This window comes from Bacillus sp. FSL R5-0439, assembly GCF_038008805.1.
GTDB lineage: Bacteria > Bacillota > Bacilli > Bacillales > Bacillaceae > Bacillus > Bacillus safensis.
In genome coordinates this window covers 1,126,161-1,146,558 of the sequence record NZ_JBBOZW010000001.1, presented here as the reverse complement: position 1 = coordinate 1,146,558, position 20,398 = coordinate 1,126,161, and the positions used below count along the sequence as shown (strand labels likewise).

Genomic DNA, 20,398 nt, shown 5'->3' with positions numbered 1-20,398 from the left:
TCTAATTTACTTTTGATTCGTTTTCCATTTCCCAAAGCTTTTCGAAAAATGGCTGTCCTTTAATCATTTTTTCACAGAAGGCTAAATGATTCTCTGACCACCCATCAATCGTTTCATTGTAAAGCATGTTCCAAATCTCTTCGAATGACATTCGTTTGATTTGGTTGTACATGCGCGGGTTCCATTCCGTATACCAATACGCAATCTCCGCCCTGTTTTGGAGCCCCTTTAATTGATCGAGCGCCATAAACATCAGCTGCTTCAGCTGTCTTTCTTTTCTCGTTAATCCGCTGATATGCTGCGGCGGCAGTGATAGAATGTGGTACTCCTTCGTCGATTCAAGACTGTCCTTAGAGAATTCATATTCTTCTGCTTTCACATCTTTCACCATTTCATAGACCAATTGCTCCTGCCTTGGGATCAAGCGGCTTTTTCTCACAGGAATGGAATACCCAATCGTATCCACGGCAATGATTCGTATGCCATCTGTGACTACAAAGCAATACTCTAATTTACGGCGCTCATGATTTTTTCGAATATATGATTTCTCAAATACAGACTCTAGCAGCGTCTTTGGCAGCTCTGAAAGATCATTCTCTATGTAATCAAACAAAGGACTCTGCACCTTAAGTAAAGGCACTTGATCTAACAGCTCAACGCTGTCCTCCTTACGCCACTCATGAAAATGACACACATTGTAGCCATTTTCTTCCCCTTCAAACCAATTCACCCATACGTCATGAAGAAATAACATAACCAATCCCTCACTTTATAAAAACTGTTGTCCACAGTATGGGCAAGGGATAGAGAAATTATTCCAACTTTATCAAAACTTCAAACTGGATGAATGACGGCTTCGTGTATTTATTTCATTCAGGAAACGGAGAGTGCACGCAGAGCCCCTTTAAACCTTACTTCAGCTTTTTAGGATCAAGCGCATCTCTCAGCCCATCTCCTAAAAAATTAAAGCATAAAACAGTCAGCAAAATGAGTAAACCTGGGAAAAGCGGGTACCACCACGCTTGCACCATAATCGAGAAATTTTGTGCATCTTGCAGCATGTTGCCCCAGCTTGCCGTTGGCGGCTGAATACCAAAGCCAAGGTAGCTGAGCGTTGATTCAGCTAAAATGACAGAGCCTACTTTTAATGTAGCTGACACAATAATAGGACCGATACAGTTCGGTAAAATATGCGAAAAGATGATGACATGATTTTTCGTTCCAATGGTTCTTGCCGCGAGTACGAATTCTCTTGTTCGAAGTGATAAGAATTCACTGCGAATGAGCCTGGCGGTTGTTGTCCAGCCTGTCAAAGCAAAGATTAAAATTAATTTATCAATGCCCGGTTTGAAAATGGTGACGAGCGTGATCAATAAAAAAATGTCTGGAATCGACAACACGACATCCACAAACCTCATTAACAAGGAATCAACAAACCCTTTGAAATACCCCGCGACCGCGCCAACGACAGTTCCAATAGTGATTGCACCAACCACCGAGACGAAACCGACCAATAAAGAAACGCGCGCGCCATATAGTACCCTTGAGAAAATATCGCGGCCAAACTTGTCTGTGCCCATAAAATGCTCAGCACTTGGCGGCTGGAGCCGCTTCAATAAATCTTGATGCTCTGGTGCATATGGAGCGATCACTGGAGCAAAAATGGCAGAAAAAATAATGACCAATAAGATCACCGAGCCGGCAACTGCCAATTTATTTTTGAAAAATTTCTCGCAAAATAAACGCAGCATTGTCTCTGGCTTTGGCGGAAGGCCCTCCTTTAATTTGATATCAACAGGAGGTGTTCCCATATTAGGCTGTGCCAATTGTCCTTCAGCTCCCTTCTAATATTCAATACGCGGATCAACGATCGCATATAAAATATCCGCTATTAAATTTCCCACCACCACGAGCACTGCGGAAATAACGGTCATCGCCATAATGACCGGATAATCTCTCGAAAAGGCAGAATCAATGAACAGCTTTCCAAGTCCAGGCCAGGTGAAGATTTGTTCCACCACGACTGCGCCGCCAATAAAGGATGGTATCATCAATCCGAAAATCGTTATGACAGGCATAAGACCGTTTCGTAAACCATGTTTAAAAATAACTTTGTTTTCTCTAAAGCCTTTCGCTCTTGCGGTGCGAATGTAATCCTGCCTCATGACATCAAGCATACTCGACCTTGTGTACCGGGTCAGCCCTGCCATATCAGCCGTTGCTAAAACAAAGGCAGGTAAAATAATGTGATGGAGCCGATCAAACACATTAAAATCAGCATTCAAGGTAGAGACTCCGCCAGTCGGGAACCACCCTAGGTTCACGGATAAAACCATAATGAGGATGAGACCAAACCAAAAGTTTGGAATAGCCAGTCCGATAAAAGATGTAACCGTAATCCCATAGTCAAGCTTTGTATACGGACGTTTTGCTGAAAGAACACCAAATGGGATGGCGATCAGCAGGGCAACTAATGTAGAAAAAATCATGAGGATGAGGGTATTTGGCAGCCGGGCAAAAATCAAATCAGCCACGGGCGTTCCCTTTTTGACAATGGATGTGCCAAAGTCACCTTGAAGCATATTGCCAAGCCATTTCATATATTGCACATATTCCGGATCATTCAAGCCGTACTTATCAATAAATGCTTCCCGGTCTGCCGCACTAATGGTAGGGTCCATCATGAGTGACATCGGATCGCCTGGTGCTGCTTTCATAATGGCAAAGGACAAAATGGTAATCCCTAATAAAATAGGAATAGAGAGCAATGTCCTTCTAATGATATATGTAACCATATGCACAACTCCTTTTTCATCGGATCGCCATTCTGTGAAAAAAAGGCTAAAATGAAGTTATTTTAGCCCTTTGTCTTCTTTTCAGCGTGATATAACCCCCCTTGAATTCTCGTGCTGATGCAGAGCGCGATTAGCACCACGCAAAGACCGGACACCAAATGCAAGGAATTGTTCTCACGGTGAAAGGGGAGAATCCTCCCCCTCTTCACTATCAGCCTACTGTTCAAGCCACCATTTTTCGATTTTGTAATACTCATCTTTCGGGTGGTAAGAATAGCCTTGAAGATTAGATGGCATAGCGCGATGTGAGTTAGCATAGTAAAGGAACGTATATGGCTGATCCTCTGCGATCAGTTTATAAATTTTTTCATATGCCTTTGAATAATCTTTTCGATCGCTTAATTTTTTAGCATCGACTAACAGCTTATCGACCTCTTTATTTTTATACCAGATGTTATTTAAGCCTTTTTCTGACTGGCTTGAGTGGAAGATGCTAAATTGATCAGGGAATGTCGCAAGGCTCCAGCCGAGCAGCAGTGCATCATAATCCCATTTAGGCGGTGTCGTCTGCTCAATGAGTGCACTGAATTCCACAATTTGCGGCTTCGCTTCCACACCAATTTCTTTGAGCTGCTGCTGGACAACGACAGCGATATCTTCACGAACTTTATTTCCTTGGTTGGTCTTTATGACAAAGGAGAATTTCTTGCCATCCTTATCAAGATAGCCGTCTCCATCTGTATCCTCCCATCCCTCTTCTTTCAGCATCTTTTTGGCTTTTTCTTGATCAAATTCAAATACTGGAACACTTTCATCCTTTGGATAGTTCCAGGACAGCGGACTTTCTGGAATGTTAGCTACTTTGCCGTCTCCATCTAACACTTGGTCAACAATCGTTTGACGATCAATGGCATGCGTCAGCGCTTGGCGAACCTTTTTACTCTTAAAAAGTTCATTTTTCTGGTTCCAGCCAATGTATGAATAATTCAGGCCTAGGTCAGATTCAATTTTAATGTTGCTGACTTTTTCAGCTGTTTGCAGCTCTGCTCCTGGTACAGCAAAGAAATCAATATCGCCTGCTGACAGCTGAGCAATGGCTGCATTTTGGTCAGGAATCGTTTTAATCGTGACGGTATCAAGGTATGGGCGTCCATCCCAATAATCGTCAAAGGCTTCTAGTTTGACGTAGTCTCCTTCTTTCCACTCTGCAAATTTAAATGGACCTGAACCGATTGGTTTTTTTCTGTTAAATTCGTTTTCACCGAGGTCCTTTATAGGCACATCACCTAAAATATGCTTAGGTAAAATACCGTAGCTTCCTAATGTAACATTATAAAAATAAGGATCTTTTTTATTGAGCTTGAATTCGATCGAGTAGTCCCCTGTCTTTTTAACAGACTCTAATACTTCAAAGCCTGATCCGCGCTCCCCATTGTAGTCCTTATTGATTGGAATGCTGTATGTAAACACAACATCATCAGCAGTCAGTTCTTCACCATCATGAAACTTCACACCTTTTTTAATGGTGACATCAAACTGCTTGCCATCATCTGATTCTTTAATATCCTCTGCCAGCGATAGCTGAGGGTTCAGCTTTCCGTCTGTTTGAAGCAAGAAGCTGTAGATTCTTTCTTCAATATCAGAGCTTGCCACATCTGTAGAATACAGAGAGTTAAATAATGTTGGCTCTGCAATTGAACCGATGACTAGATCGCCGCCTTGTACCGGTTTACCTGTGGATTTCTTTTCACTGTCTCCAGATGTTTTATTTCCACCAGAACAAGCAGCTAGGATTAATGTAAAAATCAGCAGTAAACTGACCAATATGGATTTTCTATTTCTAACTTTCATAGACAATTCCCCCTATTTTTTTTTGAAATCATGACAGAAACCTGTTTCATCCCCCCTCTCAAAGATGTGATCATACAAGCTTGATCAAGCGTTGTAGAGGTGGCAGGCAACAAAGTGGTTCGTTTTTAACTCCTGAAATGCTGGTACTTTTTCTTTACAGATTTCTTTCGCATGTGGGCATCTTGTGTGAAAGACGCAGCCTTTTGGCGGATTTGCAGGACTCGGCAGGTCGCCTTGCAGCATAATGCGTTCTCTTTTCACCTGCCCTTTTTTACGGGTGACAGGAACGGAAGAAAGCAGAGCCTGTGTATATGGATGGAGCGGTTCATCGTACAGACTATGTTTATCGGCAAGCTCCATCATTTTGCCGAGATACATGACGCCGACTCTATCGCTAATATGCCTGACCACACTTAAATCGTGAGAGATAAATAGATAGGTAAGGTCAAATTCCTCCTGAAGCTCCTCCATTAGATTAATGACCTGTGCCTGAATGGATACATCAAGTGCTGATACAGGCTCATCTGCGATGATCATGTCGGGATTCATGGCAAGCGCACGAGCGATGCCGATTCGCTGCCTCTGCCCGCCTGAAAATTCATGGGGATAGCGGTTCGCAAAGCTTGGATGAAGACCTACCTTTGATAAAAGCTGTTCTACTTTTTCATTTCTTTCTTTTAAGGAATATAAGTGATGTGTTTTGTAGGGTTCTTTGATGATGCTTCGAAGTGTTTTTCTAGGGTTGAGTGATGCAAAGGGATCTTGAAAAACCATTTGGATGTTTTTTCGTGTAGATTGTCTTAGCTTTGATTCTGATACGCGCGTGATGTCTTGCCCTTTAAAAAAGATTTGACCGTCAGTTGGTTCATATAGACGAATCATCGTCCGTCCTAATGTGGATTTACCGCATCCTGACTCCCCGACAATACCTAACGTTTCACCTTTATAAATCTTCAAGTCTATGCCGTCAACAGCTTTTACTGCACCGACTTTTTTCTGAAAGACACCCGCTTTAATCGGAAAATGTTTTCGAATCTGTTTCAGTTCAAGAATCGTTTCTTTCTCTGGTAATTCCGTTATTTGTGTTTGATTTTGAGCAAGGGTCATGTTTGATCTGCCTCCTCATATAAGAAACATCTGACGCTTCTGCCATCTTCAAATGTTCTCAGCTTAGGCAGTTCACCCAGGCAGCGTTCCTTCACTTGCGGACATCTAGGAGCAAAGCGGCAGCCGGCTGGAAGCTGATCTGGCGCAGGAACATTTCCTTTGATGGCTGTTAACGGCTGGATGTCTCCATCAATGACAGGAATTGATTCAAGCAGCCCTTCTGTGTAAGGATGAAGCGGCTGTTCAAACAACTCTTCCACGGTTCCATTTTCAACAACCTGTCCGCAGTACATGACAATCACTCGATCTGCTACTTCAGACACGACACCTAAATCATGTGTGATAAGAAGAATAGAAGTACCAAAGGTAGAGCATAAATCTTTCATTAATGTGAGTACCTGTGCTTGAATGGTCACATCCAGGGCAGTTGTCGGTTCATCTGCAATGAGAAGCTTCGGATCACAGCTGAGCGCTATGGCAATCATTACTCTTTGCCGCATGCCGCCTGATAATCGATGCGGATAATCTTTCATGATTTGCTCCGGACGGGAAAAACCAACAAGCTTCAGCAGATCAACCGCTTTTTTGACCGCTTCTTTTTTTGAAAATTTTTTGTGATAGATGAGGATTTCTGTTATTTGTTCTCCGATGGTTAAGACGGGATTAAGTGAGGTCATGGGTTCCTGAAAGATCATAGATACTTCATTACCGCGGATGCTGCATAATTCCTTTTCACTATATGTAACAAGGTCCTTTCCATCAAGTTTGATAGAACCGTCCATAATTTTCCCACCAGTTCCATGAATCAGACCCATAATGGATAAGGACGTAATGCTTTTGCCAGATCCAGACTCACCGACTAACGCGACAGTTTCTCCTCTGTTGATGCTGAAATCAACGCCATCAACAGCAGGTATCGGTTCCTTTTTTCGAAAAAAATATGTTTTTAAGTTTTGCACTTCAAGCAGCGTGCTCATTCATTCGCCCCTTTCTCCATAGATCAATAGAATTGAACCTGAATATTCCGTCTTTTTAAAATAAAAAGAATTATTTGTATATTATTACATCGCTATGACGAAATCAAGAAGTATTTAGTAAATTTGTAATATGTCTCTTTTTATGTGAATTACTCACTTTTTGATTCTATCGCTTTTAAAAAAGTTTCTGACGGCTCTGCAATCATAGACTCCTCGCTGATTCGGTGCTCATTAAAATATTTTTTCACGATATAAAACCCGGTGGCGTAACCAAGCATTTTAGGGTAGTTCCCTTTTCCATAAAGAAGATTCTGTATCAGCCTTTCGTCGTCCTGGACTTTTTGATCAAGATGACTGGATACCCATTTCTTGTACATGCGCTGAAGCTGGGATTCGCTATAGAAGGTGGTCCATTTCGCTGTATAGCTTTCACCATATCTATGATACACAGCATATTCAGCGAGCCCCTCCATCATGATTGTATCGAGGAATGTAAAGTCTTTTTCTTCTTTTGAGAGAAAATGCAGCCTGCATACATGGTGATACTCGTGAGTCAGCAATGTACCGATTCGCTCCTTCGGGGTATTTGGAGACAAAAAAAGAAAGACCTTGTCATCAAATGCCATGCCGGATTGATAATAAAATTGCTCTCTGATTTCTCTGCTGCTCTCGTTGACAGGTAAAATAAACACAGGGATGTCAGGACCTTCCCACTCTTTTTGAAGCGTTTGGTATTCTTTCATGACAAGCTTGAAGTACCCTATTTCTTTGAGCTTGTCGATCATGTTTTTACACGAGCTCCAAGACCGAACCATCCCGTGATGCTGCAGGTGAGCGAGGATAGACGACCATTCTTTTTCCTCTGCCCCTTTAAAATAAGGAATAAAGCGCGCCGCAAGCTCCTGAAATGATGATGATTGATGAATGAGATATTGTGTATTGATCAGACCCATACCGCTGAACACCTCCATTTTCATCATATGCAAAAAAGCGGCGATCTGTTTATCGACCGCCGCTTTCTCAGGAAGTATTACGCTTCGTATTTTTTGAAAATTATTGTCGCATTATGCCCGCCAAAACCAAGTGAGTTACTTAAAGCAACTTGTACTTCTTTTGAACGTGCTTCATTTGCTACATAATCAAGATCACATTCTTCATCCGGTGTTTCAAGATTAATGGTCGGAGGAATGACGCTGTCTTTAATCGCAAGAACAGAGAAAATAGCTTCTACTCCGCCCGCTGCGCCAAGTAAGTGACCTGTCATTGATTTTGTTGAACTGATTGCAAGCTGGTTCGCATGCTCTCCGAACACTTCTTTAATCGCCATTGTTTCAAATTTATCATTGTAAGGTGTGCTTGTTCCGTGGGCATTGATATAATCAATGTCTTCCACAGACAAACCTGCATCTCGAATCGCTTCTTGCATTGCACGGACGCCGCCTTCACCGTTTGGAGCTGGCGCCGTAATATGGTAGGCATCTCCAGTTGAACCATAACCAACGATTTCAGCATAAATGGTCGCACCACGTTTTAACGCATGCTCAAGTTCTTCAAGAACAATAATCCCTGCACCTTCACCCATGACAAATCCGTCACGGTTTTTGTCGAACGGACGGCTTGCTGTCTTTGGATCAGGATTTGTCGAAAGGGCTTTGTTCGCACAGAAACCCGCAAACGACATTTTTGTTAACGGCGCTTCTGTTCCGCCTGTGATCATTGCATCTGCATCTCCGCGCTGAATGACTTTAAATGCATCACCAATTGAGTTTGTACCTGTTGCACATGCTGTCACTGTACAAGAGTTAACTCCTTTTGCACCAAGTGCAATAGAGATTTGACCTGTCGCCATATCAGGAATCATCATTGGGACGAAGAATGGACTTACGCGTCTTGCCCCTTTATTTGAATACACTTCGAACTGCTCTTCAAATGTTTCAAGTCCGCCAATACCAGACCCAACCCATACACCAACACGCGGTGCGATTTCATCTGTGATTTCAAGACGTGAATCTTCGAGCGCCTTTTGAGCAGCAACGACTGCATATTGCGTAAAGCGTGCCATTTTTCGCGCTTCTTTTTTCTCCATGTAATCTTCAATGTTAAAATCTTTTAGTTCTGCTGCTACTTTTGCGGTATATTCACTTGAATCGACACGTGTAATCGGTCCAACCCCTGATACACCCGCTAAAGCATTTTTCCATGTTGACTCTACATCGTTGCCAAGTGGTGTCAAAGCACCTAATCCTGTAACAACTACTCGTTTCTTATCCATTAATTTGTGCACCCCACTCTTTTATCGGCCCCATCGCATAGCGATTGCGCCCCAAGTTAATCCGCCGCCAAAACCAACCATTACAATCACATCGCCGTCATGAATTTTTCCGGCTTCGATTTCTTCACATAGTGAAATTGGAATAGAAGCTGCTGATGTGTTTCCATATTTATGGACAGTCTTCGACATTTTTTCAACTGGCAGCTCTAAGCGTTCGCGTGCTGCTTCCATAATGCGAATATTTGCTTGATGCGGGATCAAGAAGTCAACGTCTTCTTTTGATAGTCCAGCTTTTTCAATGACGTTTACACTTGACTCGCCCATTTGTCTTACAGCAAATTTAAATACTTCTCGTCCATTCATGATTGTATGATCTTTTTCATCTAAGTACAAGTGCTTCCCGCCGCTTCCATCTGCTCCGAGTTCAAATGATAGAATTCCTTTGCCTTCGCTGACTTCTCCCAGCACAGCAGCGCCAGCTCCATCTCCAAACAAAACAGCTGTATTGCGGTCATCCCAGTCGGTAATGCGAGAAAGTTTTTCAACACCGACGACAAGCACGTGTTTGTAAGTTCCTGATTCGATAAATTGTTTTCCAGTAACAAGCCCATACATAAAGCCAGCACACGCAGCGCTAATATCCATTGCACATGCTTTATGTGCACCGAGCTGCTCTTGAATCATACAAGCGACTGTCGGAAATGCTTGATCTGGCGTGACTGTCGCCACAAGAATCATATCGATATCTTCTGCAGCCACATCTGCGTCAGCTAATGCTTTTTTTGCAGCAGCAAGCGCCATATGAGATGTATTGACATCATCAGATGCAATTCTTCTTTCTTCTATACCTGTTCTAGTACGAATCCACTCGTCAGAAGTTTCAACCATTTTTTCTAAATCATGATTTGTTAATACTTTTTCAGGTATATAGCGGCCAAGGCCAATAATTCCAGCATTCATTGAATAAGACTCCTTTTACTCATACGAGCATGTGATATTGTGATCTTATATTAGTATCTGGTACTAATTTTACCTTATTTTTTTCTTCTTGGCAATACAAACGTCTAACCTTTCCTCTCACTTTTTTCATAGATTAATGATATATACCAATAGTAGAAAGGAACATGTGATATGGCGCAAAAAGATATTTTCTCAGCAATGATGTTTGGACAGCCGATTGAAAAGGAGAAAACCAAGTCAGAGGCAAAGGAGGAACGTGCGGAGACATCTTCAAGTGATGACTCAATTGACTACATGCATGTCATGAATCAAATTGGGAACATTATGAACTCCATCGATGAGCTGAAGCCTGTGTTTAAAGATGTTGGTCCTATGATTAGTGCCTTCAAGAAAAAATTATCATAAAAAAAAGCCACTATTCTGTGGCTTTTTCTGATTCTGCATCTGCTTTTCCAAGCTCGTATGCTTCCTGCATGACAGATGTAAATAATGTTAGCAGCGGCTGAAGCGCTTCAGGCTCAAGCTGAATCCCTGCTTTATCTAATTCTTCCTTTGCCTGCGGAAAATACTTCATGGCAATTTGTAAAAATTCCATCGATTTTTCGTGCTGCATGATCGTCGTCTCCTCACTTTTCATTTGGCAGTTTGCCAGTTTTTTTGTAAGACGCAATATCACTTTCAATGTCTTTCACAAAAGCGTCGTCAATGGTGGTGCTAAATTTCCCCATCTCGATCACTCCTTCTTTAAAATCAAAGGAGTACTCACCTTGTTCATTTAGCTTGCCTTCATTAAATTTCTTTGCAATGATGCTGTACGCTTTATCAACATGCTGGACAGTGCTCGTTAAAACCGTATGACTTCCGAGGTTGGATTGATCGGTCACGTACCCGATCGCTGATAAATTATCGGCTTTGATTTGTTCAATGACAGGGATATTATAACCATCACCTGCGGGATACACAACATCTACGCCCTGCTTTTTTAATTTTTGATAGAGCTCCACCGCTTTGTCAGCATCATCCCAGTTTTCGACAAACTCTGCTAACACTTGTACATGTTCATCTTGATATTTTGCCCCTTTGATAAAGCCGTCTACCTCACTTTGCCAATCATATGTAGCAAGAATACCAATCTTTTTTGTTTTAGACATATGTGCAGCTGTCATGCCTCCGAAAAAGCCCATCGCTTCACCTTTAAATGTCACGTTTGTGACATTGTCCGCCTGAGGCTTGTTTCCATTGACCGTAATAAATTGTATGTTTGGATAATCTTCACTGATCAAGTTGAAAATTTCACTGTATTCATTGCCATGGCCAATAATCAAATTGACTCCTTTTTTATGGAATTCTTCAATGGCATCAACGATTTTCTCCTTGTCGACCATTCCTTCCTTATAATAAACATCTACACCAAATGTTGATTGGATACTTAATAAGCCTTTATAACCTTTCGTTCCCCAAACTTGATCATTGATCGTATCGGGGACGAGTAAACCCACCTTCTCAATTTTTCCTTTTAAAGGCGCCTGCGAGCAGGCAGATAATAGAAGAAGGAACGAAAAGATCATGACAAGCCGCTGGTACTTCATGCCATGTTCAACTCCCTTTTTGCAACATGCAGTGATGAACCTGTATGTTAAATATAGGTTTATTTTATACTGAAAAAAGATAAGATGGAAGATCATTCTTGCTTTTTGTCGAAAAATGTTGAGTTTTGTCTTTTCCATTCAGCTATCATATCTTCTGCTTTTTTGTCATCTGTTTCGCTTTCTACCTTCAATTCATACGTCATGTCCTGTCTTTGACCTGTGTCTGATACCCATTGTAACAAGTTCTTCGCCACATCTTCTACAAAAAATGAATCTGCACGCTTTGTTTGATCTTCATTGAGTGTCCATGGTCCGAACATGTTAGGAAGAATCACTGCCGGCACATTCTGTTTTGCTGATTCGTTTTCAGGTTTATCAAAAAGAATCCGGTACATGCCATGCTTTGCTTTGATGTCTTCCTGCCTGTTATGCGGTTCCTCTGATTGAATAAAAATGAGATCATACGTGTCTTTGCTATCCTGAAGGTCAATGACACGAACGAGATCATTTCTGCCCAGCCACATCATCCGCTCTTCTAACAGTCCTTTTTGTTCTTCTTTAAGATCATGAGGACGCGTGATATCCACTTGAATGCCCTCTTTCATCATATATTCACAAAGTGTCAGGCCAAAAAACTCATCTGCCCCTATGATCAGTCCTGTTTCCATGTTCATGTCCCCTTTTTTAATATCGAATAAAAAGAAGAGCCCTTTCTATGAAGGGCTGTTATCATCCTATTCATCACAATTCTCTTTCATGCGATTTATAAAACTTGTGAATGGATTGAAAGATTCTTCTCGGATGATCAAACATATGCAGTGTGAGATCGATCTGACAATGTTCTGGATTTTTCATATGCTGATCAATAAAAGGTTTTGCGTGAAGTTCATATGCATAAGGTGCGCCGTTTAGTCTTTGCCATATATGAATCGGCACATGAGCAGAATGAACAGGGCAAGAAGGCAGTGGATACGTTTCAGCTTCCTTTTCAGAACAGCCATAGCTCTCTGCTAACTCTTTGATCAGCTGCTTGTAAAAGAATTTGTGTTCCTTTTCTCTTTCTCGTTGTGCATCCAGATTCAGACATGGATTCATCATCGCAATGGACCTTAACACTTCAGGCATCTCCTCAGCAAGGCTCATGGCAACAAGTGCGCCCATTCCCTCTGCGAGCACATGAATTTCCCGGTTTAATATTTCTTGTTTTAATGTGTGATGCACGAGCTGCTTGGCACTAAAAACAGCATCTTCGCATCCCCAGTGATTCCCATGAAGTTGACTATTAAACAATGTATATCCTTCATCCTTTAAGGCAGTTAAAAGCTGGTTTCTTCCATAATGCTGAAGCCAGAATGATGTATTTTCCTGCACAAAGTGATTTCGGTCACCGAGGATTAGAATGCCAAAGCCATTTGGTTTTTGAGGAAGGTGAATGATATTCCACTGGGAACCAAGCTGGAAAAAACGTTCGCTTACACCCATATGGCCAGCCTCCTTTCAGTGATTCTGCTTTCTATGATATGAACAACAACTCTTGTAGGAATAAGGAAATCCCCTAAAGACAGAAGAATTCTTTTTATTTTTATAGCAGAAGGTCTAAAAATGGTCACATAAAGGCGGAAAACAGTCTTTTCCCTTCACTTGCATCTATGGTATGATAATCAATAGATTGTTACATAAAGGACGGTGGGATTATGCATTATATTATCACCCTCATTTGGACTTTTCTGCTGACACATATGGCTGGTTACATCGTTGCCTCTATGAATGGAGCTGCTTATGATTTTACGCTCACTTCCATTCTTGCAGTTGTGTTTACGGTTATTTTATTCATCTTTGCTGAAGTAAGTCCAATGAAAGAAACGGAAAGTTCAACAAAACACTCTTAATATGCAAGAAATCGATTTGTGAAAAAGAGCTAAAATGATGTTTAGCTCTTTTTCTTTTTTTCTGCGTGATTGAAAAGCGGCATGCTAAAACCCCCTGTCTATAACATACAGGGGGTTTTTATTGTTCACACCTCGACGGTTTCGGACTTTTGTTTGTCCGCTGTCAAATGGCTTTTCGCAAGCCCTGTAAACAGGAAGATCGCGATACCTGATAAAATTTCAAGGATTCCTCCGCCAGCAATGACGGGTCCCGCTCCAAATCTTTCTGCCAGAACGCCTGATACGACAGCTGCAAGCGGGAGAAAGACATTTGATGACGCATTGATCACAGCATATACTTGCGGCTGATCCTCTTGGTCAACAGACGTTTGAATAATGACCATTTCCGGTACATTGATCGCACTGACAGCAGCTCCGAAAATAAAGGAAGCAAGCAGAACGACCGGCAGCCATGTACTCATCCCTGTCATAAAGAACGCGGCCCCTTCAATCATGCCAGCGACAATAAAGAACAAACCAAATCTCTTAATTTTGACCTTCGCTAGAGCGAAGCCCATCATAAACGCGCCCACTGCGGCAACGCCTCTTAAAATGGAATACACCATGGAGTCGCTTTGCAGCGCTTCTGCTACGTATACCGCTGAGAGCGCCTGCCACGGAGCTGCTGCGACATTCATTAAGATACAATAAAGTGTGAGTGCAAATAAAATGTGATGGTTTTTGACAACGAGAAACCCTTTTTTTAAGTTATACAAATATGTATTCTTCGCTTGTTTAATGCCTGCTGCTTTTTCTTCATCCGTTTTCTTCAGTTTAACCCCGATAATAAACAGACCAGAAATAACAAATAAAGCAGTGGTGATCAGCAGAGTATCAGCAGGTCCAATTAATTTAACCAAAAGACCAGCCACCATGACTGCTGCAAGTGCAACAATCTCAAAAGAAGATTGCAGGATCGCATTTGCTTTTTGAATGAGATGCTTTGGAACAATCTGCGGTAAGATGGCCACCGAAGCTGGATTATATGCTGCACCTGTTGCCGATTGAATAACCATTAATGAGATCAATAACCATAGAGGCAATAGATGCGAAAAGTGCAGAAGTGGAATAATGAGTACAATTGTTGCTCGAACAACATCTGAAGCGAACATCCATTTAGACAAATGATGCTTTTTCATAAGAGGTCCTAATATTGGGGCTAACAAAGATGAAGGGAGAACAGTTACTGCTAGAAGAAGTCCTGTACCGAGCGCTCCATCCCCTCTTAAAATCAATAGCCAAAGGACGGATGTAAAAGCAAAACTTTCCCCTGTGTTTTTAATGAGTCTTGATATGAATAATGAGGTGAAGCGTTTATTCCAAACACTTTCACTGAGATTCATCTTTTCCATCACACAAATCCTTTCAACAATATTTTCCAATTACACATTTTAGTTTAATTTCCATACTATTTATTTGAAAATTGGAACTTAATTGCTTTTTATTATAAAGAAAAAAGAGGCATGACACATGCCTCTAAAGACTTATTCCTTATGACTCTTAGTCAATTGCTTACGGCTTTCTTTGGTAAGTCCAAACACGATTATGGTTCGAGTTATCAGGAAAGACATCGCCTGCTTTAAGCTTAATCTTTAAAGGATCTTTCACCATACTGCCAGTTTCACCGATCTCGATATATACACCATTATTTGGTGCCTTATTCCCTGATTTAAATTGATGCTGCTGACCCATTTTCATCCTCCTTTCTCGATTGATGTTATTATGTCCCGTCCCTTGACTCTCCAATCCTTTATGCAAAAAGTCCCTGCTCATACGAGTCAGGGACACTTTGATTTATTTGGATGGTTGATACATAAGTTCTTTCATTAACGCTTTTTGCACATGCAGGCGGTTTTCTGCCTGCTGAAATACTTTTGAGTGCGGCCCGTCAATAATATCTGCCGTCACTTCTTCGCCGCGATGTGCCGGGAGACAATGAAGGAAAATATAGTCCTTTGCCGCAAGACTCATCAGTTCGTCATTGATTTGATATTCTTTAAATTCAGCAATACGTTTCTCTGTTTCTGCTTCCTGGCCCATGCTTGTAAACACATCTGAATAAATAACATCTGCATCTTTTACAGCTACGACAGGATCTGTCGTCACGGTCACTTCTGCACCTGATTGTTTCGCAAACTCACGGGCAGTGTCTGTTACTTCTTGAAGTGGTTCATAGCCTTTTGGTGATGCAACCGCAATGTCACATCCTAGCTGCGCACAGCCGACCATCAAGGAGTGCGCCACGTTATTTCCGTCACCGATATAGGCGACTTTGATTCCTTTTAACGTGCCTTTTGTTTCTTTAATCGTTAATAAATCAGCAAGTGCCTGACATGGATGTGAGTAGTCCGTTAATCCATTAATGACTGGAATAGACGCGTATTGTGCAAGCTCTTCAACCTTCTCATGCTCAAAGGTTCGAATCATAATACCGTTGACATAGCCAGACAGCACCTGCGCTGTATCACTGATGGTTTCCCCTCTGCCAATTTGCAAATCATTTGAGCTGAGGAAGAGCGCATGTCCTCCTAGCTGCGTCATCCCCGCTTCAAACGAGACACGGGTTCTAGTCGAAGATTTTTCAAAAATCATTGCTAACGTTTTCCCTTTGAATAAATCTTGATATGGGTTTTGTTTCATTTCTTCCGCTTTTTCAATTAAATAAGCAATCTCATTGATTGAGAAATCTTTTAACGATAAAAAGTCTTTTCCGTATAATGCCGGTTGCACGTCGATTTGACTCATGCCGTCACTTCCTTTTTATATAATTCATGGAGTGATACTGGTGATACATCTCCATTTTTCCCTTGCAGGAATGCTTGAACTGTTTCATATTCAGTTAGAACTTGAACGCCGTGTGTGAGTGCTTTTACACGCTGCTCTTTTGCCTCTTCATCTTCTCCTAAATGAATATGAAGGGATTTATCTTCATTCTGCAGCCAGGATTCAAAGCTGCCATTCCAGACATCAAAGCCTGCATGTTTCGCTTCATCGATCAATTGCTCACTGCCTTGTATAAAGAGGCTTCCTTTTTTCTTCCAGATCGGTGCAAACACTTTTTTCAAGGCGCTTTCGGCGTTCTTGCCTACACACATTCCTTCTCCTGTCGCTTTCATTTCAGGTGTCAGCTTGAGGTCGATATCTTGAATGGCATGGGATGAGAACACTGGGAATTTGACCGCTGTCCCCCCTTTGTTTTTCGTTGCAGGGTTTAGCTCTTCAAGCGCCGCACCAGCTAATAATTGAGTGGCCATTGGGATCATATCAATGCCCATTACCTTACTGACGACTGGAACAGTCCGGCTTGCCCGCGGATTCACCTCTAATACAAGCGCCTGATCACCTTTGACGACAAATTGGATATTCATAATACCCTTGAACGCTAATTTCTTCGCTATTTGTTCAGACGCAGTATGCACCTGCTGTTTGATATCTTCACTGATTGAGATGCTTGGTAAAATGGCAAAGCTGTCACCTGAGTGCACGCCCGCTTTCTCAATATGTTCTACGATCGTTGGAATGAAGGCTGTTTTTCCGTCAGAAATAAGATCCACTTCAACTTCTTTTCCAGTGACGTACTCATCAATTAAGATTGGGTATGGCAAATGATCTGGCTGATCGAGCAGTGATGCCAAATGTGCTTCTGACTGAACAACGATCATTCCCATTCCGCCAATGACATACGATGGGCGAATTAATACAGGGTAACCGATGCTTTTCGCATGTACGAGTGCTTCTTCTTTTGAATGAGCTGTATCTCCTTTTGCGTGAGGAAGGTTCAGTTCATCAAGAAGCTGATAGAATAAATCACGGTCTTCAAGTGCATCCAGCGTAGCAAAGGATGTACCTAACAACGTGACACCGGCTTTTTCTAAGCCTTCTGCGACGTTGATCGCAGTCTGTCCGCCAAATTGGACAATGACAAAATCAATTTGTTCTGCTTCCACAACGTTTAGGATGTGCTCTAATGTAATCGGCTCAAAATATAAACGATCTGCAATCTCATAATCAGTACTGACTGTTTCTGGATTGTTGTTCATCATGATGGTTTCAAATCCAAGCTTTTGCAAGGTAAGAACGCCATGAACGGCACTATAATCAAATTCGACCCCCTGCCCGATTCGAATCGGACCTGAGCCAATGATAAGAGCACGCTGCTTTGTTTTTTCTTGATGCTCACCATCACTTTTTCCAAAGTAGGTGGAATAGAAGTAATTCGTTTTTGCATCAAATTCCGCCGCACATGTGTCGACAATTTTAAATGAAGCAGCAATCCCGTACTCTTGACGGAGCTGCCTGATTGACTCTTCCGTTTGACCCGTAAGAAGAGCAATCGTTTCATCAAGGAATCCTTTTTCTTTTACCTTTTTCAAGGTATCTTTTGATAGCGTCCCCTTATGATCGTTCAATTCTTGCTCGAGCGTAATCATATTCTGGAACACATGTAAGAAGAATCGATCGATTTTCGTCGTTTGATGAATCGTTTCAACCGTTTCTTGTCTTGAAAGAAGCTCCATAACTGCGAAAAATCGGCGATCGTCTGGTGTTTTGATGAGTTCAAATAATTGTTCTGTCGATTGCTCTTTCAGTTCTGGCAGGTGGAAGCCCTTCGTTTTAATTTCAAGGGATGCAACTGCTTTTTGGATGGCTGATTCTAAATTCCGATCAATCGCCATGACTTCGCCAGTAGCCTTCATTTTTGTGCCTAATTGACGGTCTGCCTGTTTAAATTTATCAAACGGCCAGCGCGGGAATTTCACGACAACATAATCGAGTGCCGGCTCAAAACTAGCATAGGTTGTGCCTGTGAGCGGGTTTTTCAATTCGTCAAGCGTATACCCCACCGCAAGCTTAGCTGCCATTTTCGCAATCGGATAGCCTGTTGCTTTTGATGCAAGAGCGGATGAACGGCTGACCCGAGGATTCACCTCAATGACAAAGTATTCTTTACTGAGTGGATCAAGGGCAAATTGGATGTTGCAGCCGCCGACTACATCCAGTGCTGAAATGATTTTCAGGCTCGCTGAACGGAGCATTTGATAATCCTGATCCGTTAGTGTTTGGGAAGGTGCAACGACAATTGAGTCTCCTGTATGCACACCAACTGGATCGATATTTTCCATGTTGCATACCGTGATACACGTATTTTGACGGTCTCTCATGACCTCATATTCGACTTCTTTAAAGCCAGCTATGCTTTTTTCAACTAAACACTGGTGAATCGGACTCGCTAAAAGAGCTCCTTCAATGAGCGGCTTAAATGCCTCTTCTGTTAGAGCGATTCCGCCGCCTTTACCGCCAAGTGTGTATGCTGGTCTTAGGATGACTGGGAAGCCGACTTCTTTTGCAAATTGAAGGGCATCTTCCGCATTATCCACAATTTCACTATCTGGCACAGGTTCGTTCAAATGCTTCATGAGAGCACGGAATTTCTCTCGATCTTCACCGTTTTCAATTGTTTCAACTGACGTTCCGAGCAGGGTCACCCCATGCTTTTTCAGCACACCGGCTTTTTCTAGCTCGACAGCAAGGTTTAAAGCCGTCTGTCCGCCAAGGTTGGCTAAAAGACCATCTGGTTTTTCCTTTTCAATGATTCTTGTCACTGAATCAACTGAAAGCGGTTCAAAATAGATTTCATCAGCAAATGACTCGTCTGTCATAATGGTTGCTGGGTTATTATTCACTAAGATGACTTTGTAGCCTTCTTCTTTTAAGGCCATACATCCTTGTGTTCCTGAGTAATCAAATTCTGCTGCCTGACCAATGATGATCGGACCAGACCCGATGACTAGAATGGTTTTTATGCTTTGATCTTTAGGCATGTGCGACTTCTCTCCTTGCTTGTTTCACTTTCTCAATAAAATCATCGAATACCCATTCACTTTCAGCAGGCCCTGGGTGTGCTTCTGGATGAAATTGAACTGACATAATCAGCTTTTCTTTATGAATGAATCCTTCTACAGATCCATCATTGACATGAAGGAATTTCACATCCACTTCTTTGTCATTCATGCTTTTTTCATTCACCACATAGCTGTGGTTCTGACTTGTCATAAAGACACGTTTGGATTCAGTATCCTGTACAGGATGATTCGCTCCCCTGTGGCCAAATGGCAGCTTATACGTATCCCCGCCAAGTGCTAGAGCGATTAATTGGTGACCTAAGCAGATTCCAAGTGTCGGGAATGTCATCATGATGTCATGAATCGTTTTTAAATATGGTGTCATGGTTTTCGGATCTCCAGGTCCGTTTGACAGCAGGATCGCATCTGGTTTGATCTCAAACACCTTTTCCATTTGTTTATATGGAATGACGGTTACTTTACAGCCGCGCGCTGCAAGCGAATCTGCAATTGATTTTTTAAAGCCAAAATCAATGAGCGCCACATGTTCCTCACCACTGCCTTGTGTGTAGATCTCGCTATCTGTCACCTGTGCGACGACATTGTCTTGTTTCATTGCAGGCGGCGTTTCGTTTTCGTCTACACTGAGCACAGCGTTCATCGTTCCATTTGCCCGGATGTTTTGCACGACTGCGCGCGTATCTGTATGTGTCAGAAGCGGAATATTCCACTTTTGTAAATAATCTTTTAAGCTGACCGCTGCAAGATGATGTGAAAAATGCTCTGCTGCCTCGTAAACAGCCACCGCTTTTACTTGAGGCTTTTTGCTCTCAAAGTCTTCATGATTAATGCCGTAATTTCCGATCAGCGGATATGTGAAAACAATGATCTGACCTTTATAGGAAGGATCTGTGAGCACCTCTTGATAACCTGTCATACCTGTAAAAAAGACCACTTCACCTGTGATGCCAGCTTCTCCTGTCAGATCTCCTTCAAAAGAGGCTCCATCTTCTAAATTTAAATAACCTTTCATGCTTATGTCACCCCAAAATTGAATAATTAATGATATAAATGTA

20 protein-coding genes are annotated in these 20,398 nt (G+C 42.0%); 2 read left to right on the top strand and 18 right to left on the bottom strand.

Features of this window, described 5'->3' with window-relative positions:
- Window position 1: 1 nt before the first annotated feature.
- From NST59_RS05665 to NST59_RS05625, 9 genes are all read right to left on the bottom strand, one after another.
- Complete coding sequence (locus tag NST59_RS05665; RefSeq protein WP_039177811.1) at window positions 2-754, bottom strand: YjbA family protein; 753 nt, start codon at window positions 752-754, stop codon at window positions 2-4.
- Window positions 755-911: 157 nt separating this feature from the next.
- The gene (gene opp4C, locus NST59_RS05660) at window positions 912-1,811 is read right to left on the bottom strand and encodes an oligopeptide ABC transporter permease (protein WP_080772319.1); all 900 of its coding nucleotides are present in this window, start codon (window positions 1,809-1,811) and stop codon (window positions 912-914) included.
- A gap of 33 nt (window positions 1,812-1,844) precedes the next feature.
- The gene (locus NST59_RS05655) at window positions 1,845-2,795 is read right to left on the bottom strand and encodes an ABC transporter permease (protein ID WP_034621771.1); all 951 of its coding nucleotides are present in this window, start codon (window positions 2,793-2,795) and stop codon (window positions 1,845-1,847) included.
- A gap of 216 nt (window positions 2,796-3,011) precedes the next feature.
- Window positions 3,012-4,646 (bottom strand): peptide-binding protein, encoded by a 1,635-nt coding sequence (locus tag NST59_RS05650; protein WP_039177804.1) that lies wholly within the window; start codon window positions 4,644-4,646, stop codon window positions 3,012-3,014.
- An 84-nt stretch (window positions 4,647-4,730) separates the two neighbouring features.
- Window positions 4,731-5,753 carry an ABC transporter ATP-binding protein gene (locus NST59_RS05645; RefSeq protein WP_041089820.1) on the bottom strand — a complete coding sequence of 341 codons (1,023 nt, stop codon included), beginning with the start codon at window positions 5,751-5,753 and terminating at the stop codon, window positions 4,731-4,733.
- On the bottom strand, window positions 5,750-6,730 hold the full coding sequence (locus NST59_RS05640; protein WP_039177799.1) for an ABC transporter ATP-binding protein: 981 nt from the start codon (window positions 6,728-6,730) through the stop codon (window positions 5,750-5,752). The genes NST59_RS05645 and NST59_RS05640 overlap by 4 nt, the downstream gene beginning before the upstream one ends.
- Window positions 6,731-6,879: 149 nt before the next feature.
- Window positions 6,880-7,683 (bottom strand): DUF2268 domain-containing protein, encoded by an 804-nt coding sequence (locus NST59_RS05635; RefSeq protein WP_341040432.1) that lies wholly within the window; start codon window positions 7,681-7,683, stop codon window positions 6,880-6,882.
- Between the two features lie 77 nt (window positions 7,684-7,760).
- Complete coding sequence (gene fabF, locus NST59_RS05630; RefSeq protein ID WP_039177794.1) at window positions 7,761-9,002, bottom strand: beta-ketoacyl-ACP synthase II; 1,242 nt, start codon at window positions 9,000-9,002, stop codon at window positions 7,761-7,763.
- A 21-nt stretch (window positions 9,003-9,023) separates the two neighbouring features.
- Window positions 9,024-9,962 (bottom strand): beta-ketoacyl-ACP synthase III, encoded by a 939-nt coding sequence (locus NST59_RS05625; protein ID WP_024425052.1) that lies wholly within the window; start codon window positions 9,960-9,962, stop codon window positions 9,024-9,026.
- A gap of 171 nt (window positions 9,963-10,133) precedes the next feature.
- On the opposite strand from NST59_RS05625, the gene NST59_RS05620 reads away from it, so the two are divergent.
- A complete protein-coding gene (locus NST59_RS05620; RefSeq protein WP_058838841.1) occupies window positions 10,134-10,367 on the top strand; it encodes a hypothetical protein in 234 nt (77 codons plus the stop codon).
- A gap of 10 nt (window positions 10,368-10,377) precedes the next feature.
- On the opposite strand, the gene NST59_RS05615 is transcribed toward NST59_RS05620, so the two are convergent.
- The 4 genes from NST59_RS05615 to NST59_RS05600 form a co-directional block, all read right to left on the bottom strand.
- Entirely contained in the window at window positions 10,378-10,575 is a 198-nt protein-coding gene (locus tag NST59_RS05615; protein WP_024425054.1) for a ComZ family protein, read from the bottom strand.
- A gap of 13 nt (window positions 10,576-10,588) precedes the next feature.
- The gene (locus NST59_RS05610; protein WP_058838840.1) at window positions 10,589-11,551 is read right to left on the bottom strand and encodes a BMP family ABC transporter substrate-binding protein; all 963 of its coding nucleotides are present in this window, start codon (window positions 11,549-11,551) and stop codon (window positions 10,589-10,591) included.
- 92 nt (window positions 11,552-11,643) lie between these two features.
- Window positions 11,644-12,219: a nad binding enzyme gene (locus NST59_RS05605; RefSeq protein WP_126682018.1), complete on the bottom strand. Its 576-nt coding sequence runs from the start codon at window positions 12,217-12,219 to the stop codon at window positions 11,644-11,646.
- Window positions 12,220-12,292: 73 nt separating this feature from the next.
- Window positions 12,293-13,033 carry a hypothetical protein gene (locus tag NST59_RS05600; RefSeq protein WP_047201782.1) on the bottom strand — a complete coding sequence of 247 codons (741 nt, stop codon included), beginning with the start codon at window positions 13,031-13,033 and terminating at the stop codon, window positions 12,293-12,295.
- A 212-nt stretch (window positions 13,034-13,245) separates the two neighbouring features.
- Here NST59_RS05600 and NST59_RS05595 point away from each other — a divergent pair, with 212 nt between their 5' ends.
- Window positions 13,246-13,440: a YjzD family protein gene (locus tag NST59_RS05595; RefSeq protein WP_003211779.1), complete on the top strand. Its 195-nt coding sequence runs from the start codon at window positions 13,246-13,248 to the stop codon at window positions 13,438-13,440.
- Window positions 13,441-13,565: 125 nt separating this feature from the next.
- On the opposite strand, the gene NST59_RS05590 is transcribed toward NST59_RS05595, so the two are convergent.
- From NST59_RS05590 to NST59_RS05570, 5 genes are all read right to left on the bottom strand, one after another.
- Window positions 13,566-14,831, bottom strand: a complete 1,266-nt coding sequence (locus NST59_RS05590) for an MFS transporter (protein WP_039177783.1) — start codon at window positions 14,829-14,831, stop codon at window positions 13,566-13,568.
- A 160-nt stretch (window positions 14,832-14,991) separates the two neighbouring features.
- On the bottom strand, window positions 14,992-15,171 hold the full coding sequence (locus NST59_RS05585; protein WP_008348517.1) for a YjzC family protein: 180 nt from the start codon (window positions 15,169-15,171) through the stop codon (window positions 14,992-14,994).
- Window positions 15,172-15,273: 102 nt separating this feature from the next.
- Window positions 15,274-16,224: an ornithine carbamoyltransferase gene (gene argF / locus NST59_RS05580; RefSeq protein WP_216431212.1), complete on the bottom strand. Its 951-nt coding sequence runs from the start codon at window positions 16,222-16,224 to the stop codon at window positions 15,274-15,276.
- Window positions 16,221-19,301 (bottom strand): carbamoyl phosphate synthase large subunit, encoded by a 3,081-nt coding sequence (locus tag NST59_RS05575; protein WP_341040425.1) that lies wholly within the window; start codon window positions 19,299-19,301, stop codon window positions 16,221-16,223. Before NST59_RS05575 ends, argF begins: the two co-directional genes overlap by 4 nt.
- The gene (locus NST59_RS05570; RefSeq protein ID WP_341040423.1) at window positions 19,294-20,355 is read right to left on the bottom strand and encodes a carbamoyl phosphate synthase small subunit; all 1,062 of its coding nucleotides are present in this window, start codon (window positions 20,353-20,355) and stop codon (window positions 19,294-19,296) included. Before NST59_RS05570 ends, NST59_RS05575 begins: the two co-directional genes overlap by 8 nt.
- Between the last annotated feature and the right edge of the window lie 43 nt (window positions 20,356-20,398).